Source organism: Streptomyces spinosus (assembly GCF_020400655.1).
GTDB classification, from domain to species: domain Bacteria; phylum Actinomycetota; class Actinomycetes; order Streptomycetales; family Streptomycetaceae; genus Streptomyces; species Streptomyces argyrophylli.
Genome location: NZ_JAINRC010000014.1, coordinates 30,090 through 45,840 on the forward strand (window position 1 = coordinate 30,090; position 15,751 = coordinate 45,840).

Here is a 15,751-nt window from a genome sequence, read left to right on the forward strand (position 1 = left end):
CGTCATGAGTGCCATGAGCGAAACGCCCTATCCCTACGACGCGCCCGTGTCACAGGCGCTCTTCGACCGTGCCTCCGTCGTCACCCCGGGCGGCGTCAACTCCCCGGTGCGCGCCTTCCGCGCCGTCGGCGGTACGCCCCGGTTCATGGTGTCGGGCAAGGGGGCCTACCTCACCGACGCCGACGGGCGCGAGTACGTCGACCTGGTGTGCTCCTGGGGGCCCATGATCCTCGGGCACGCGCACCCCGAGGTCATCGCCGCCGTGCAGGAGGCCGTGGCCCGCGGTACGTCCTTCGGCACGCCCGGCGAGGGTGAGGTCGCGCTCGCCGAGGAGATCGTCGCCCGGGTGGCGCCCGTGGAGCAGGTGCGGCTGGTCAGCAGCGGCACCGAGGCGACCATGTCCGCCATCCGGCTCGCCCGCGGGTTCACCCGGCGGTCCAAGGTGATCAAGTTCGCCGGGTGCTACCACGGGCACGTGGACTCGCTGCTCGCCGCGGCCGGCAGCGGGGTCGCCACCTTCGCGCTGCCGGACACGCCCGGCGTCACCGGTGCCCAGGCCGGCGACACGATCGTGCTGCCGTACAACGACCTGGAGGCCGTGCAGGAGGCCTTCCACCGGCACCCCGGGGAGATCGCCTGTGTGATCACCGAGGCGTCGCCGGGCAACATGGGCGTCGTGCCGCCGGACCCCGGCTTCAACCAGGCCCTCAGGGACTCCTGCCGGCGCAACGGCGCCCTGTTCATCTCCGACGAGGTGATGACCGGCTTCCGTACCAGCCGCGCCGGGTGGTACGGCGTCGAGGGCGTCGCTCCCGACCTGATGACCTTCGGCAAGGTCATGGGCGGCGGCTTCCCGGCCGCCGCGTTCGGCGGGCGGGCCGATGTGATGGCCCACCTCGCCCCCGCGGGGCCGGTGTACCAGGCCGGCACCCTCTCCGGTAACCCCGTCGCCACCGCCGCCGGCCTCGCCCAGCTGCGGCTGCTCGACGACGCCGCCTACGCCAAGGTCGACGCCGTCTCCGAGCAGATCCGGACGCTCGTCGGCGAGGCGCTGTCGAAGGAGGGCGTCGCGCACCGGGTGCAGACCGCCTCCAACATGTTCTCCGTGTTCTTCACGGACCGGCAGGTGCGCGACTACGAGGACGCCAAGCGGCAGCAGTCGTACCGTTTCACCGCGTTCTTCCACTCGATGCTGGCGAACGGCGTGTACCTGCCGCCGTCGTCCTTCGAGTCCTGGTTCGTGTCCACGGCCCACGACGAGCGGGCCCTTCAGAAGATCGCCGACGCCCTTCCGGCGGCGGCCCGGGCGGCTGCGGAGGCCACGGCAGAATGAGCGACAGCAGCAAGGACGTCACCGTCGTCCACCTCATGCGGCACGGCGAGGTCGCGAACCCGGACGGGGTCCTGTACGGGCGGCTGCCCGGCTACCACCTGTCCGAGCTGGGCCGGCAGATGGCCGAGCGGGTCGCCGAGCACCTCGCCCCGCGGGACGTCACCTATGTCTGCGCCTCCCCGCTGGAGCGGGCGCAGGAGACCGCCACGCCGATCGCCAAGGCGCACGGGCTGGATCTCGACACGGACGAGCGGCTGATCGAGGCCGAGAACGTCTTCCAGGGCAAGACGTTCGGCGTCGGCGACGGCGCACTGCGCAATCCGGACAACTGGAAGCACCTCGTCAACCCGTTCCGGCCGTCCTGGGGCGAGCCGTACGTGGACCAGGTCGTACGGATGATGGGCGCGCTGAACACGGCCAAGGACCGGGCGCGCGGCCACGAGGCGGTGCTGGTCAGTCATCAGCTGCCGATCTGGATCGTGCGCTCGTACGTCGAGCGGCGGCGGCTGTGGCACGACCCGCGCAAGCGGCAGTGCACGCTGGCCTCCCTGACGACTTTCACATATCTGGGTGACAAGATCGTGTCCGTGGGCTACAGCGAGCCCGCCATCGATCTGGTCCCGGTCCACCTGCGCGCCGGTGCCAAGCCCCAGAAGGGGAAGGGCACCCCCCAGGGGAAGGCCTTCGGCGCCTGACCGGGCTCACTCGTCACTGACGGTCCGTTTGGTGTCGCTTAGCGCACTTTCACGGTTACTGTTACGAAAAACATAAGAATGCGCGGAACCTCCCCGATCGTCCTGCCCTCTGACTGGGTGTCCAGCAGGCAGCGACGAATCGGGGATTTCCATGCCCACCTTCTCCCGGACCTTCTCCCGGCGGGGAATGCTCGGCCTCGGCGCGGGCGCGGCGGCCGCCGCCTCGCTCGCCGGCTGCGGGAGCCTTACGTCCTCGGACGGCGGTGGCCACCCGGACGGTTCCGGCCGGGGCGAGCCCGGGCGGGGGCACGGGGACGGGAAGGGGAGCACCGCGCATCCGGCGCGGCCCATCGGTGACGGCTCCACCTCCTTCACCGGCAGGCAGCCGCACCAGCCGGCCAAGCCCGAGCCGCTGGAGCCGGGACAGACCCCGCCCCAGTTCGTGATCTTCTCCTGGGACGGTGCCGGCGAGGTGGGCAACGGGCTCTTCCCGCGCTTCCTGGACCTGGCCAAGGAGCACGGCGCGTCCATGACCTTCTTCCTCTCGGGCCTGTACCTGCTGCCCGAGTCGAAGAAGCGGCTGTACGAGCCGCCGAACAACCCGCGCGGCGCCTCCGACATCGGCTACCTCACCGACGAGCACATCAAGGCCACGCTGACGAACGTGCGCCGGGCCTGGCTGGAGGGGCACGAGATCGGCACCCACTTCAACGGGCACTTCTGCGCCGGCACGGGCACGGTCGGCAACTGGACCCCGCAGCAGTGGGAGAGCGAGATCCGGCAGGCCAAGGCGTTCGTGAAGGAGTGGCGGACCAACACCGGCTGGACCGACCTGCCCTCGCTGCCGTTCGACTACGACAAGGAGCTGGTCGGCGGCCGTACGCCCTGTCTGCTCGGCCAGGACCACCTGCTGCCCACCGCCCGGAAGCTGGGCTGGCGCTACGACGCCTCCTCGCCGGGCGGCCGTCAGATGTGGCCGGGGAAGAAGCTGGGGATCTGGGACCTGCCGTTGCAGCAGATACCTTTCCCCGGACGTTCCTTCGAGGTGCTGTCCATGGACTACAACATGCTCGCCAACCAGTCCCTGAACTCCACCAAGGCGCCGGCCTACAACTACCCCGGCTGGCGCAAGCAGTCCGCGCAGGCGTACATCCAGGGATTCCAGCGGGCATACGAGACGAACCGGGCACCGTTCTTCGTCGGCAACCACTTCGAGCAGTGGAACGGCGGCATCTACATGGACTCCGTGGAGGAGGCCTTCAAGCACATCGCGCGCGAGAAGGAGAAGGGCGCCGACGTGCGGCTGGTCTCCTTCCGGCAGTTCGTGGACTGGATGGACGTGCAGAAGCCCGAGGTGCTCGCCAGGCTGCGGACGCTCGAGGTCGGACAGCGGCCGGCGGGCGGCTGGAAGGAGTTCCTGCGGGCCGGCGGCTCCGCCTCCTCCGATGCCGCCTGAGGCGGCGCCGACCGGGTCCTCTGTCTGAAATGTCCTGTGTAAATACGCCCTGAAATGCGGTTTTCCGCCCGGCAGGGGGGTGCGCGAGATCCCCGGAACGGGCATGCGAAACTTTTCACATGAGTACCCGTAGCCGCGCCGTCCTGCTCAGCGCCGTGGCCGCCGTCGCGGCCCTGTCCCTGTCCGCGTGCGGTAAGGGCGGCACCTCCGGAGGCGGTGGCGACACCCACTTCGTCACCGGGAACAACGGCGTCGACACCGTCCCCGCCGGCAAGCGCGCCACGGCCCCGGACCTGTCGGGCACGACCATCGACGGCAAGACCCTGGACGTCGCCGACTACAAGGGCAAGGTCGTCGTCGTCAACGTCTGGGGCTCGTGGTGCGGACCGTGCCGCGAGGAGGCGCAGTACTTCGCCAAGGTCTCCAAGGAGTACCAGGACAAGGGTGTCCAGTTCGTCGGCATCAACACCCGGGACACCAGCACCACCCCGGCCGTGAACTTCGAGAAGGAGCACGGCGTGGAGTACCCGAGCCTGTACGACCCCACGGGCAAGCTGATGCTCCGCTTCAAGAAGGGCACCCTCAACCCGCAGATCATCCCCTCCACGCTCGTCATCGACCGGCACGGCAAGGTCGCCGCGCGGGCCCTGGAGGCGCTCGACGACACCGGCCTGCTCAAGATGATCAAGCCGGTCCTCGCGGAGAAGTGACGTGAGCGCGCTGCTGACGCTGGCCGCGGAGACGGGTCAGAACGAGACGGTCCTGCACGGCGCCCTGCTGGTCGCCCTGCCGGTCGCGCTGCTCGCCGGGCTCGTCTCCTTCTTCTCGCCCTGTGTGCTGCCGCTGGTCCCCGGTTACCTCTCCTACGTGACCGGCGTCGCGGGCACCGACCTGGCCGAGGCCAGACGGGGGCGGATGGTGGCCGGCGCCTCCCTGTTCGTGCTCGGCTTCAGCGCCGTGTTCGTCTCCGGCGGCGCCCTCTTCGGCTACTTCGGCGCCAGCTTGATCGACTACCAGGGCACCCTGTCCAAGGTGCTCGGCGTGCTCATGATCGCCATGGGCGTCTTCTTCATGGGGCTGCTGCCCTGGTTCACCATGCGCGAGTTCCGCTTCCACAAGCGGCCGACGGGCGGCCTGCTGGGGGCGCCCCTGCTCGGCGCCCTCTTCGGCGTCGGCTGGACGCCCTGCATGGGCCCGACGCTCTCCTCGGTGAACTTCCTCTCCTTCCAGGAGTCGAGCGCGGCGCGCGGCTCCCTGCTGATGGTCGTCTACTGCCTCGGCCTCGGCGTGCCGTTCGTGCTCACCGCGATCGGCTTCCGCAAGGCCCTCGGCGCCTTCGCCTGGGTCAAGCGCCACTATGTGTGGGTGACGCGCATCGGCGGCTCGATGATGATCGTGACCGGTGTGCTGCTGCTGACCGGCGCCTGGAACAGCCTGGTGCAGCAGATGCAGACCTGGTCCGGCGGCTTCAATGTGGGGATCTGACCGATGAGCAAGACCGACACCGACACCAGCCGGGACCGGGAGGAGCTGGGAGCGGCCGGCTCCCAGCTGTCCACCGCGCCGCAGGAGGAGCAGACCATCCTGCCCGGCCTCGGTGTCACCGGCTGGGCGCGCTGGTTCTGGCGGCAGCTGACCTCCATGCGGGTCGCGCTGCTGCTGCTCCTGCTGCTCTCGCTCGGCGCGATCCCCGGCTCGCTGATCCCGCAGACCGGCGCCGACGTGAGCAAGGTCGAGGACTTCCGCGCCGCCCACAAGACGCTCGCGCCGGTCTACGACAAGCTCGGCCTGTTCCACGTGTACAGCTCGGTGTGGTTCTCCGCGATCTACATCCTGCTGTTCGTCTCCCTCATCGGCTGCATCGTCCCGCGCACGTGGCAGTTCGTCGGCCAGCTGCGGGGCCGCCCGCCGGGCGCGCCCAGGCGGCTGAACCGGCTGCCCGCCCACACCACCTGGCGCACCACCGAGGACCCCGAGCGGGTCCGCGAGGCCGCGCTCGCGCTGCTGCGGAAGCGCCGCTTCCGCGCCCACGTCGTCGGTGACGCCGTGGCCGCCGAGAAGGGCTACCTGCGCGAGCTGGGCAACCTGGTCTTCCACATCGCCCTGATCGTGCTGCTCGTCGCCTTCGCCTCGGGCCAGCTGTACAAGTCCGACGGCACCAAGCTGATGGTGGAGGGCGACGGCTTCTCCAACGCGCTGCCGATGTACGACGACTTCAAGTCCGGCAGCCTGTTCCAGCCCGACGACCTGGTCCCGTTCAGCTTCACCCTGAAGGACTTCAAGGGGACCTACGAGCTGAGCGGCCCGAACCGGGGCACCGCGCGCACCTTCCAGGCGAGGATCGCCTACAACAAGGGCGCCTACGGCAAGCAGACCACGACCACCATCAAGGTCAACGAGCCGCTGAAGATCGACGACTCCAAGGTCTACCTGGTCAGCCATGGCTACGCGCCCGTGATCACCGTCCGGGACGGCAAGGGCAAGGTGGTCTACCGCGACGCCGTGCCGCTGCTGCCGCTCGACGGCAACGTCACCTCCCAGGGTGTCGTCAAGGTCATGGACGGCTACCGCGACGCCGACGGCAAGAAGGAGCAGCTCGGCATCAAGGCCTTCTTCCTGCCGACCTACGGCGGGGCCGGCATGGAGATCGCCTCGGCCTTCCCCGCGCTGCTGAACCCGGTGCTGAACCTGGAGCCGTACCACGGCGACCTGGGCGTCGACTCGGGCCTGCCGCAGAGCGTGTACCAGCTCGACAAGTCCCACATGAAGGACTACAAGGACGCCAAGGGCGCGCAGCTGAGGGACAACCTCAAGCCCGGTGAGACCATGAAGCTGCCGGGCGGCGCCGGCTCCATCACCTTCGAGAAGGACGTCAAGGAGTGGGCCGGCTTCGAGATCGTCCAGGAGCCGGGCGGCGGCTGGGCGCTCACCGGTGCCCTCGCCGCGATCTTCGGCCTGGCCGGGTCCTTGTTCATCCAGCGCCGCCGGGTCTGGGTGCGCGCGGTGCGCGGTGCCGACGGCGTCACGGTGGTCGAGATGGCCGGGCTCGGCCGCAGCGAGTCCGCGAAGGTGCCCGAGGAGCTGGGCGACCTCGCCGCGATCCTCTACGACCAGGCGCCGGGGGCACCCGACCCCGGCGACCCCGCAGCAACCCCCGACCCCCAAGCCGTACCTGCCGAAGGGGCTGAGAAGTGACTCTCGCCGCCGCAACCGATCTCGCCGCCGCGACCAACGAACACCTCGCGAGCATCAGCAACACGCTGATCTATTCGTCGATGGCGGTCTACACCCTGGCCTTCTTCGCCTACATCGCCGAGTGGCTGTTCGGCAGCCGCAGCAAGGTCGCCCGTACGGCCGCCGCGCTCACCGCCGACAGCGAGCGGACGGCGGGCGGGCCCGCCGTCACCGTGCAGCGGGCCGGTGGCACCGCCGTGCTGGAGCGGCCGAAGGTCGTCGTCCGCTCGGTGTCCGGCGCGCGGGACGTGCCGGACGGTCCCGGCGCCCACGGCGGCGACGAGCAGGGCGACCTCTACGGCCGGATCGCCATCTCCCTCACCGTGCTCGCGTTCCTGGTGGAGCTGGGCGGCGTCGTCGCCCGCGCGGCCTCCGTGGAGCGGGCGCCGTGGGGCAACATGTACGAGTTCAACATCACCTTCTCCACGGTCGCCGTCGGCGTGTACCTGACGCTGCTGGCCCTGAAGAAGAACGTGCGCTGGCTCGGTCTGTTCCTCGTGACGACGGTCCTGCTGGACCTGGGCCTCGCGGTCACCGTGCTGTACACGGCCAGCGACCAGCTGGTGCCGGCCCTGCACTCGTACTGGCTGTACATCCACGTCTCCACCGCCATCTTCTGCGGTGCCGTGTTCTACGTCGGCGCGGTCGCCACGATCCTGTACCTGTTCAAGGACTCGTACGAGAACAAGCTCCAGCTCGGCGGCAAGCCCGGGAAGTTCGCCTCCTCGGTGCTGGAGCGGCTGCCCGCCTCCGCGTCCCTGGACAAGTTCGCCTACCGGGTCAACGCGGCCGTCTTCCCGCTGTGGACGTTCACGATCATCGCGGGCGCGATCTGGGCGGGCGACGCCTGGGGCCGGTACTGGAACTGGGACCCGAAGGAGACCTGGTCCTTCATCACCTGGGTCGCCTACGCCTGTTACCTGCACGCCCGGGCCACCGCCGGCTGGAAGGGCCGCAAGGCCGCCTACCTGGCGCTGATCGCCTTCGGCTGCTGGCTGTTCAACTACTACGGCGTCAACATCTTCGTCACCGGCAAGCACTCCTACGCGGGCGTGTGACCGCCGGGCGACCGCGCGCCCGCGCCCGCGGGGGAGCGCCCGTGACCACGTGCGCATCCCCGGGCCCGGAGGCAGGCTGGTGTCATGAGCGGTTCCATCGCACAGGGCACCAGCCAGACGCACGGGAACACGCACATCCTGCACTTCGTGGTGCGGCTCCCCCGGCGCATGGAGGAGGTCTGGGCCGCGCTGGCCACGCCGGAGGGGCTGGCGTCCTGGTTCACCGCGGCCGACGTGCTCGAACCCCGGCTCGGCGGCGCGGTCACCCTGCGCGACCTGGGCGAGGGGCAGGTCACCGCGTGGGACGTGGACCGGGTCGCGGAGTACACGGTCGGGGCCGGCGGCCGGCTCCGGTTCCACCTGGAGCGGGACGGGGAGGACGGCAGCGTCCTCCGCTTCACCCATGAGTTCCAGGGCGAGGAGGAGTCGGAACAGCGCTGGCGGGGTCGCTTCCAGCGGCTGATCGAGGCGTTGGAGCCGGGGCGCGGCTGAGCGCCTAGGAGACCGCGGACAGGCTGTCGTGGGCCACCGAGGCGATCCGGTCCCGCAGCCGCTCGACGTAGAGCCGCATGTTCTTCGCCGCGACGTCCGTGTCCGGGTACCGGCTCGCCAGCCACAGCCCGTCGGGCAGCCGGTTGACCCACACGCACACCTGGTCGCCGTACGACACCCGCATCAGCCCGTACGCCTTCAGCTCCGCCCACCGCTCGGCGCCCGGGATGGCGCGGGTGTCGACGTACGACACGATCGAGTACAGGTCCGGGGAGGTCGGCCGGAAGTCCGCGCCGAGCAGGCTCAGCACCCGGGCCAGCGGCATCCGGGCCAGCGACCGGTTCGCCTGGAGTTCGGCGCGGACCGCCCGCAGGGCCTCCGGGAAGCCGCGGGTGCGGCCCACGGGCACCTCGATCGGGGCGCCGCCCACGTACCAGCCCACGGAATCCGTCCACCGCGACTTCACCCGGGTGTGGAAGGGCACCACCGTCCGGTACACCGGCTGCCCGCCGAGTTCGTGCACGATGAGCCCGGTCGCGGCCAGCAGCCCGACCAGGCTGCCGCCGTACGGCCGGCAGTACGCCTCGAACGCCGCCGCCGCGTCCGCGTCCGCCAGTGGCTCGCACAGCATGCGCTGCGTGGGCAGCGGGCCGCCCGGGGTCAGGCCCAGGTCCACCGGGAAGCCCGGCAGCGTGCCGTCGCAGCGGTGGATGAACTCCCGCCAGCGGTCCACGAACGCGTGCCGGCCGTCGATGCCGTCCGCGTCCGCGCGCTCGATCTCGCAGAAGTCGACGTAACTCGCGGCGGGCGCGGCGGAGTCCGGTCGGGTGCCGGCCAGGCCCGCCGCGTACAGCTCCTGGATCTCGGCGGCGAGCCGGTGCAGGGAGTAGGCGTCGACGTTGCTGTGGTCGAAGGCCATGTAGACGCTCGCGCCGTCGTCCCGGACGACGGCCGTGTAGATCAGGTTGGGCCAGCGCAACGCGTCCGCGACCGTGTCGAAGCGGTCCTGGAGGTGGCGGACGAGGTCGCCGGCGTCGGGGAAGTCGCCCGCCTCCGCCCGGCTCAGGGACACGTCGGCCGCGTCGAGCGTGAAGCGGCGCAGTTCGTCACCGGCCCAGCGGAAGCCGCTGCGCAGGGTCTCGTGCCGTACGGTCCAGGCGCGCAGTGCCCGCTCCAGCACGTCGAGGTCGACCGGGCCGGGCAGGTCGAAGGCGGTGCCGAGCCAGGTCGGCACGAACAGCCCGTCCTCCCGGACGCACCTGGCCGTCCTGATGTGCGACTCCTGGATGTAGGCGGGCGGCCGGGAGTCGTCCGGGAGCGCCGTCGCCGCCGCGACGGTCGCCGGGCTCAACGTCCACTCGACGAGCCGTCCCGGCCGGACCTCGCAGCGCTGGATGTCAGTGATTCGCACGCGTCTCCCATCGCACAAGGGGCCCCTGGATGCGGGCCCCCTGGAAGCCAATGCCGTGGGACGCGGGCGGGACATGCCCGGCCGGTTCAATTCAACGGAACGGGTGGCGGGCCGAACGTGGAAGTGAATAACCGTCGGTGACCGGTCAGGGGTTCACTCGACGGTGATCGAGTCCAGCTTCTCGCGGAGGTACACGTGCGAGTCGACGGGCGGGTACGCCACCCGGCCCACCGGCGCCGGGAGGGACTCCACCAGCGTGCCCGGGGTGCACTCGCCGAAGTAGACGAGCGAGATCAGCTCCTCGGCGGGCGCGTCCACGGGCGGCGGCAGCACCCGGTGCCGCCCGGACCGCCACCGGTCCCCGGTCCAACGGGCCAGCAGGTCGCCGATGTTGACCGTGAACGCGGCCGGGTCGTACGGCGCGTCCTGCCACCCGCCGGTGTCGGTGTACACCTGGAGCCCGCCCTTGCCGGCCTGCCGGTCGAGGACGGTGACGGTCCCGAAGTCGGTGTGCGGCCCGATCCGGAACTGCCCCGGCTCGGGTGTGCCGACGATCTCCGTGCCCGGCTACCAGTTGATGTTGAAGCCGTACGTCGGGTGGTCCATGTGCCGGGTGAAGAAGTCGGCGCCGAGTCCGAGCGCGCAGGCCAGCAGGGCCAGCAGCTCCTTCTCCAGCGCGACCATCCGGCCCAGGTACTCCTCGCACAGCCCGCGCAGCGCGGGCACCTCCGCGGGCCACACGTTGGGCGCGTACCACTCGGCGTTGACGCGAGGGTCCTCGAACGGCTCGGCGGTGGCGAAGGTCAGCGACTCCTTCAGGTCCGGCGGGGTCTCGGTGCCCTCCGCGTACCCGTTGGCCTCGGCGCCCGGCCCGAGCCAGCCGCGCCCGCCGACCTTCGCCGCGTAGCGCTGCTTGACGCCGGCGGGCAGCAGGAAGAACTCCCGGGCGGCCGACCGGATCCCGGCCCGCAGGGCGGGGTCCACGCCGTGCCCGGTGACCAGCAGGAAGCCGGCGGACTGCAGGGCCTGGTCGACGGTGCGGGCGAGCACGGCCCGCCGCATCGCGTCCCCCTCGGTCCAGATCCGCAGATCGATGGTGGGAATCACAGCAGCCATGTTTCCACTCCCCGGCGCCGCACGGACCCCGCTTGCGGGGGTGGCCGCGAGGACAAAGCGGTACGTCGGCGATACTTGGGCACATGGCTTACGACGATCTTCGCTCCCTGCTCCGGGCGCTGGAGCGCGAGGGCGACCTCAAGCGCATCAAGGCCGAGGTCGACCCGTACCTGGAAGTCGGGGAGATCGTCGACCGGGTGCAGAAGTCCGGCGGCCCGGCGCTGCTCTTCGAGAACGTGCGCGGCTCGGACATGCCCCTCGCCATGAACGTGTACGGCACCGACCGCCGCCTGCTGAAGGCGCTGGGCCTGAAGTCGTACGGCGAGATCTCCGAGAAGATCGGCGGCCTGCTGCGGCCCGAGCTGCCGCACGGCTTCGTCGGCGTCCGCGAGGCCTTCGGCAAGCTGGGCGCGATGGCCCACGTCCCGCCGAAGAAGGTGAAGCCCGACAACGCGCCGGTGCAGGAGGTCGTCCTCCAGGGCGACGACGTCGACCTCGAACGGCTGCCGGCGCTGTTCACCTGGCCGAAGGACGGCGGCTCCTTCTTCAACCTGGGCCTGACCCACACCAAGGACCCCGAGACCGGCATCCGGAACCTGGGCCTGTACCGCCTCCAGCGCCACGACAAGCGCACCATCGGCATGCACTGGCAGATCCACAAGGACAGCCGGAACCACTACCAGGTGGCCGCGCGCCGGGGCGAGCGGCTCCCGGTGGCCATCGCCTTCGGCTGCCCGCCGGCCGTGACGTACGCCTCCACCGCCCCGCTCCCCGGCGACATCGACGAGTACCTCTTCGCCGGGTTCCTCGCGGGCAAGCGGATCGAGATGGTCGACTGCAAGACGGTCCCGCTCCAGGTCCCGGCCAACGCCGAGGTGGTGCTGGAGGGCTGGCTGGAGCCGGGCGAGATGCTGCCCGAGGGCCCGTTCGGCGACCACACCGGCTTCTACACCCCGCAGGAACCCTTCCCGGCCCTCAGGATCGACTGCGTGACGATGCGCAGGCGTCCCCTGCTCCAGTCGATCGTCGTCGGCCGCCCCCCGACCGAGGACGGCCCGCTCGGCCGCGCCACGGAACGCTTCTTCCTGCCCCTGCTCAAGATCATCGTCCCGGACATCGTGGACTACCACCTGCCGGAGGCCGGCGGCTTCCACAACTGCGCGATCGTCTCGATCGACAAGAAGTACCCCAAGCACGCGCAGAAGGTGATGCACGCGATCTGGGGGGCGCACATGATGTCCCTGACGAAGCTGATCGTGGTCGTGGACGCCGACTGTGACGTGCACGACCTGCACGAGGTCGCCTGGCGGGCCCTCGGCAACACCGACTACGCCCGTGACCTCACGGTCGTGGAAGGCCCCGTCGACCACCTGGACCACGCCTCCTACCAGCAGTTCTGGGGCGGCAAAGCGGGCATCGACGCGACGCGGAAGTGGCCCGAGGAGGGCTACACCCGCGACGGCGGCTGGCCCGACATGGTCCTCTCGGACCCGGATACGGCGGCCCTGGTGGACCGCCGCTGGAAGGAGTACGGACTGTGACGTCGGCCTCTGCCGCCATCCCCCGGCCCGGCCGCACCAAGGCGTTCCTGCGCCTGGTGATGATCGAGCACTCGGTCTTCGCGCTGCCCTTCGCCTACATCGCCTCCCTCACGGCGATGTACGAGTGGGACCGCAACATCCACTGGGGCCGTCTGCTCCTGGTCACGGTCTGCATGGTCGGCCTGCGCACCTTCGCGATGGCCGTCAACCGGATCATCGACCGCGAGATCGACGCCCGCAACCCGCGCACGGCCCACCGCGAACTGGTCACCGGCGCGATGTCGGTCCGGCACGCCTGGACGGGCGCCCTGATCGCCCTGGTGGTCTTCCTGGGCGCGGCGGCCCTGCTCAACCCGCTCTGCCTGGCGCTCGCGCCGGTGGCGGTGGTCCCGATGGTGGTCTACCCCTACGGGAAGCGGTTCACGAACTTCCCGCAGGCCATCCTGGGTCTCGCCCAGTCCATGGGCCCCATCGGCGGCTGGCTGGCGATCAGCGGCGAGTGGTCCTGGACGGCGGTGATCCTCGGCCTCGCCGTCGGCATCTGGATCGGCGGCTTCGACCTGATCTACGCCTGCCAGGACGTCGAGACCGACCGCGAGATCGGCGTCCTGTCGGTCCCGGCCCGCTTCGGCGTCCCGGCCGCGATCTGGGGAGCGCGGGTCTGCCACACCATCACGACCGCCCTGTTCGTCTGGTACGGCCTGGCCACCGACGCCGGAGCGTTCTTCTGGCTGGGCCTGCTGATCGTCGCCGGCGCCTTCCTCTACGAACACTCCATCGTCCGGCCCCACGACCTGTCCCGCCTCAACAGGGCGTTCTTCTCCGTCAACGGCTTCATCGGCATCGCCCTGTTCGTGTGCGCGCTGCTCGATCTCCTCGTACGCGGTCTGACCGTGTGAGCGCCCCGGCACCACCCGGCCTGAGGGCGGTCGGGCGCGCCGGTACGCTCAAGGTGTGAACGCAGGAGAAACGCAGCGTGTGCCTTGGATCGTGGGGGTGTCCGGAGCTTCCGGGACGCCGTACGCCGCTGCCGTGCTGCGGGCGCTGCTGGAGGCCGGGGAGGCGGTGGACCTCGTGGTCAGCCGGGCCTCGCGGCTGACGCTGCTGGACGAGACCGGCATCGCGTTCCGGGACGCCCACTGGCGGGACGACCTGCGGCAGTGGCTGGCCCGTGGCGCCGACGGCAAGCCCGGCACCTTCGACGTGGACATCAGCGGGGTGCGGTACTGGAGCGCGGGCGATCTCGCCGCCGGCCCGTCCTCGGGGTCGTACCCGGCCAAGGGCATGCTCATCGTGCCCGCCTCCACCGCCTCGGTGGCCGGTGTGGCGCTCGGCCTGTCCAAGGATCTGCTCCAGCGCGCGGCGAGCGTCACACTGAAGGAGCGCCGGACGCTGGTCGTCGCCGTGCGGGAGACCCCCTTGAACGGGCAGACGCTGCGCCACCTCGTCGCGCTGGACGACGCCGGCGCCACGGTCGTCCCGGCCTCGCCCGCCTTCTACGCGGGCGCCACCCACATCCAGGACCTGGTGGACTTCGTCGCCGGCCGTGTGCTGGACGCGGCCGGTGTCGCGCACGGCCTGTACCGGCGCTGGAAGGGCGAGCTGGGCGGCGGCACACCCGGTACGTAAGGCAAGCAGCAGTACCCCCCATCACTCCAGGAACATTCACCGGAAGGCTTCGATCGCATGGACGCGGTGGACAGGCAGCTCATCCAGGCCCTGAGGGAGAACGGCCGGGCCTCGTACGCGGAGCTGGGGCGCCTGGTCGGCCTGTCGGGCCCCAGCGTCACCGACCGCATCAACCGGCTGGAGGCGGCCGGTGTCATCACCGGCTACCGCGCCACGGTGGACTCGGCCTCCCTGGGCCTCGGCGTCACCGCCCTGATCGGCATCTCGCTCTCCGACGCCGCCGACCACGAGGACGTCGCCCAGCGGCTGCGGGACCTGCCGGAGATCGAGGACTGCTGGTTCATCGCCGGTGACGACTCCTTCATGCTCAAGGTCCGCTCGACGGACGTGGACGGCCTGGAGAAGACCATCCGCCGGCTCAGCGGGACGAAGGGCGTCTCCCGCACCCGTACCACGATCGTGCTGTCGACCAAGTGGGAGAACCGGGTCGGGGAACTGCCGGAAGAGGTCTAGGGATACCGTGGTCGAGTCGTCGTGGAAAGGTGTGGGTATGGACGTCGGGCTCAAGCGCGAGCTGGAGGAGAAGGTCCGCTCCGGTGAGCGGCTGACCCGCGAGGACGGCATCGCGCTGTACGAGTCGGACGACCTGGCCTGGCTCGGCGGACTCGCGCACGAGGTGCGGACCCGCAAGAACGGTGACGTCGTGCACTTCAACGTCAACCGCCACCTCAACATGACCAACGTGTGCACGGCCTCCTGCGCCTACTGCTCGTTCCAGCGCAAGCCGGGCGAGAAGGACGCGTACACGATGCGCATCGAGGAGGCCGTCAAGCTCGCCAAGGCGATGGAGTCGGAGAACCTCACCGAGCTGCACATCGTCAACGGCCTGCACCCGAACCTGCCGTGGCGGTACTACCCGCGTTCGCTGCGCGAGCTGAAGAAGGCGCTGCCGGACGTCTCCCTGAAGGCCTTCACGGCGACGGAGATCCACCACTTCGAGACCATCAGCGGTCTGTCGGCCTCCGAGATCCTGGACGAGCTGATCGACGCGGGCCTGGAGTCGCTGACGGGCGGTGGCGCCGAGATCTTCGACTGGGAGGTCCGGCAGCACATCGTGGACCACCGCACCCACTGGGAGGACTGGTCCCGCATCCACCGCCTGGCGCACGAGAAGGGTCTGAAGACCCCGTGCACCATGCTGTACGGCCACATCGAGGAGCCCCGCCACCGCGTCGACCACGTCCTGCGCCTGCGTGAGCTCCAGGACGAGACCGGCGGCTTCCAGGTCTTCATCCCGCTGCGCTACCAGCACGACTTCGTGGACGTGAAGGACGGCAAGGTGCGCAACACCCTCCAGGCGCGCACCCGGATGGCGACCGGTGCGGAGGCGCTGAAGACCTTCGCCGTGTCGCGGCTGCTGTTCGACAACGTCCCGCACGTCAAGGTGTTCTGGGTGATGCACGGCGTGCAGACCGCCCAGCTCGCCCTCCAGCACGGCGCCGACGACATGGACGGGTCGGTGGTGGAGTACAAGATCACCCATGACGCGGACAACTTCGGCACGCCGAACAAGCTGACCCGCGAGGACCTGCTGGAACTGATCCGCGACGCGGGCTTCCGCCCGGTGGAGCGGAACACGCGGTACGAGATCATCCGTGAGTACGAGGGTCCCGACCCGGCGCGCCGGGAGTCGCCCCAGCCGATGCGGGTGTGACTTTCCGGCGAGGGCCGGCTGAGCCGACCAGGGGCGCGGGGAACCGCGCGACAGGCCACGGCGGGTGCCGCA

Annotated in this window: 14 protein-coding genes and 1 pseudogene; 13 read left to right on the plus strand and 2 right to left on the minus strand. The window is 70.4% G+C overall.

The genetic code is table 11. The features are described 5' to 3' along the window. Positions 1 to 13: 13 nt before the first annotated feature. From hemL to LG395_RS25980, 8 genes are all read left to right on the plus strand, one after another. On the plus strand, positions 14 to 1,333 hold the full coding sequence (hemL, locus tag LG395_RS25945) for a glutamate-1-semialdehyde 2,1-aminomutase (protein WP_225811433.1): 1,320 nt from the start codon (positions 14 to 16) through the stop codon (positions 1,331 to 1,333). Continuing rightward, positions 1,330 to 2,028 (plus strand): histidine phosphatase family protein, encoded by a 699-nt coding sequence (locus LG395_RS25950; RefSeq protein WP_171153873.1) that lies wholly within the window; start codon positions 1,330 to 1,332, stop codon positions 2,026 to 2,028. Before hemL ends, LG395_RS25950 begins: the two co-directional genes overlap by 4 nt. Before the next feature lie 151 nt (positions 2,029 to 2,179). Then, positions 2,180 to 3,484, plus strand: coding sequence for a polysaccharide deacetylase family protein (locus tag LG395_RS25955; RefSeq protein WP_225811434.1), 1,305 nt, complete (start codon positions 2,180 to 2,182; stop codon positions 3,482 to 3,484). 119 nt (positions 3,485 to 3,603) lie between these two features. Next, positions 3,604 to 4,194, plus strand: coding sequence for a TlpA family protein disulfide reductase (locus LG395_RS25960; protein WP_171153869.1), 591 nt, complete (start codon positions 3,604 to 3,606; stop codon positions 4,192 to 4,194). Position 4,195: 1 nt separating this feature from the next. Continuing rightward, positions 4,196 to 4,969 carry a cytochrome c biogenesis CcdA family protein gene (locus LG395_RS25965; RefSeq protein WP_171153868.1) on the plus strand — a complete coding sequence of 258 codons (774 nt, stop codon included), beginning with the start codon at positions 4,196 to 4,198 and terminating at the stop codon, positions 4,967 to 4,969. A gap of 3 nt (positions 4,970 to 4,972) precedes the next feature. Continuing rightward, complete coding sequence (gene resB / locus LG395_RS25970; protein ID WP_225811435.1) at positions 4,973 to 6,679, plus strand: cytochrome c biogenesis protein ResB; 1,707 nt, start codon at positions 4,973 to 4,975, stop codon at positions 6,677 to 6,679. Then, entirely contained in the window at positions 6,676 to 7,776 is a 1,101-nt protein-coding gene (gene ccsB / locus LG395_RS25975) for a c-type cytochrome biogenesis protein CcsB (protein WP_225811436.1), read from the plus strand. The genes resB and ccsB overlap by 4 nt, the downstream gene beginning before the upstream one ends. An 84-nt stretch (positions 7,777 to 7,860) precedes the next feature. Further along, positions 7,861 to 8,268 (plus strand): SRPBCC domain-containing protein, encoded by a 408-nt coding sequence (locus tag LG395_RS25980; RefSeq protein ID WP_171153862.1) that lies wholly within the window; start codon positions 7,861 to 7,863, stop codon positions 8,266 to 8,268. A 4-nt stretch (positions 8,269 to 8,272) separates the two neighbouring features. Here LG395_RS25980 and LG395_RS25985 read toward each other — a convergent pair whose 3' ends face one another. Then, positions 8,273 to 9,679 (minus strand): condensation domain-containing protein, encoded by a 1,407-nt coding sequence (locus LG395_RS25985; RefSeq protein WP_225811437.1) that lies wholly within the window; start codon positions 9,677 to 9,679, stop codon positions 8,273 to 8,275. Between the two features lie 153 nt (positions 9,680 to 9,832). Then, a pseudogene (locus LG395_RS25990) lies at positions 9,833 to 10,795 on the minus strand (isopenicillin N synthase family dioxygenase). Positions 10,796 to 10,878: 83 nt separating this feature from the next. Here LG395_RS25990 and LG395_RS25995 point away from each other — a divergent pair. The 5 genes from LG395_RS25995 to mqnE all read left to right on the plus strand — a co-directional run bounded on the left by LG395_RS25995 (position 10,879) and on the right by mqnE (position 15,679). Continuing rightward, the gene (locus tag LG395_RS25995; RefSeq protein WP_030640935.1) at positions 10,879 to 12,336 is read left to right on the plus strand and encodes a menaquinone biosynthesis decarboxylase; all 1,458 of its coding nucleotides are present in this window, start codon (positions 10,879 to 10,881) and stop codon (positions 12,334 to 12,336) included. Further along, positions 12,333 to 13,235 (plus strand): menaquinone biosynthesis prenyltransferase MqnP, encoded by a 903-nt coding sequence (gene mqnP, locus LG395_RS26000; RefSeq protein ID WP_171153858.1) that lies wholly within the window; start codon positions 12,333 to 12,335, stop codon positions 13,233 to 13,235. Before LG395_RS25995 ends, mqnP begins: the two co-directional genes overlap by 4 nt. Before the next feature lie 79 nt (positions 13,236 to 13,314). Then, positions 13,315 to 13,965 (plus strand): UbiX family flavin prenyltransferase, encoded by a 651-nt coding sequence (locus LG395_RS26005; RefSeq protein ID WP_225811438.1) that lies wholly within the window; start codon positions 13,315 to 13,317, stop codon positions 13,963 to 13,965. A gap of 57 nt (positions 13,966 to 14,022) precedes the next feature. Beyond that, positions 14,023 to 14,478, plus strand: a complete 456-nt coding sequence (locus LG395_RS26010; protein WP_171153854.1) for an Lrp/AsnC family transcriptional regulator — start codon at positions 14,023 to 14,025, stop codon at positions 14,476 to 14,478. Positions 14,479 to 14,515: 37 nt separating this feature from the next. Next, positions 14,516 to 15,679, plus strand: coding sequence for an aminofutalosine synthase MqnE (gene mqnE / locus LG395_RS26015; RefSeq protein WP_171153852.1), 1,164 nt, complete (start codon positions 14,516 to 14,518; stop codon positions 15,677 to 15,679). Positions 15,680 to 15,751 lie beyond the last annotated feature (72 nt).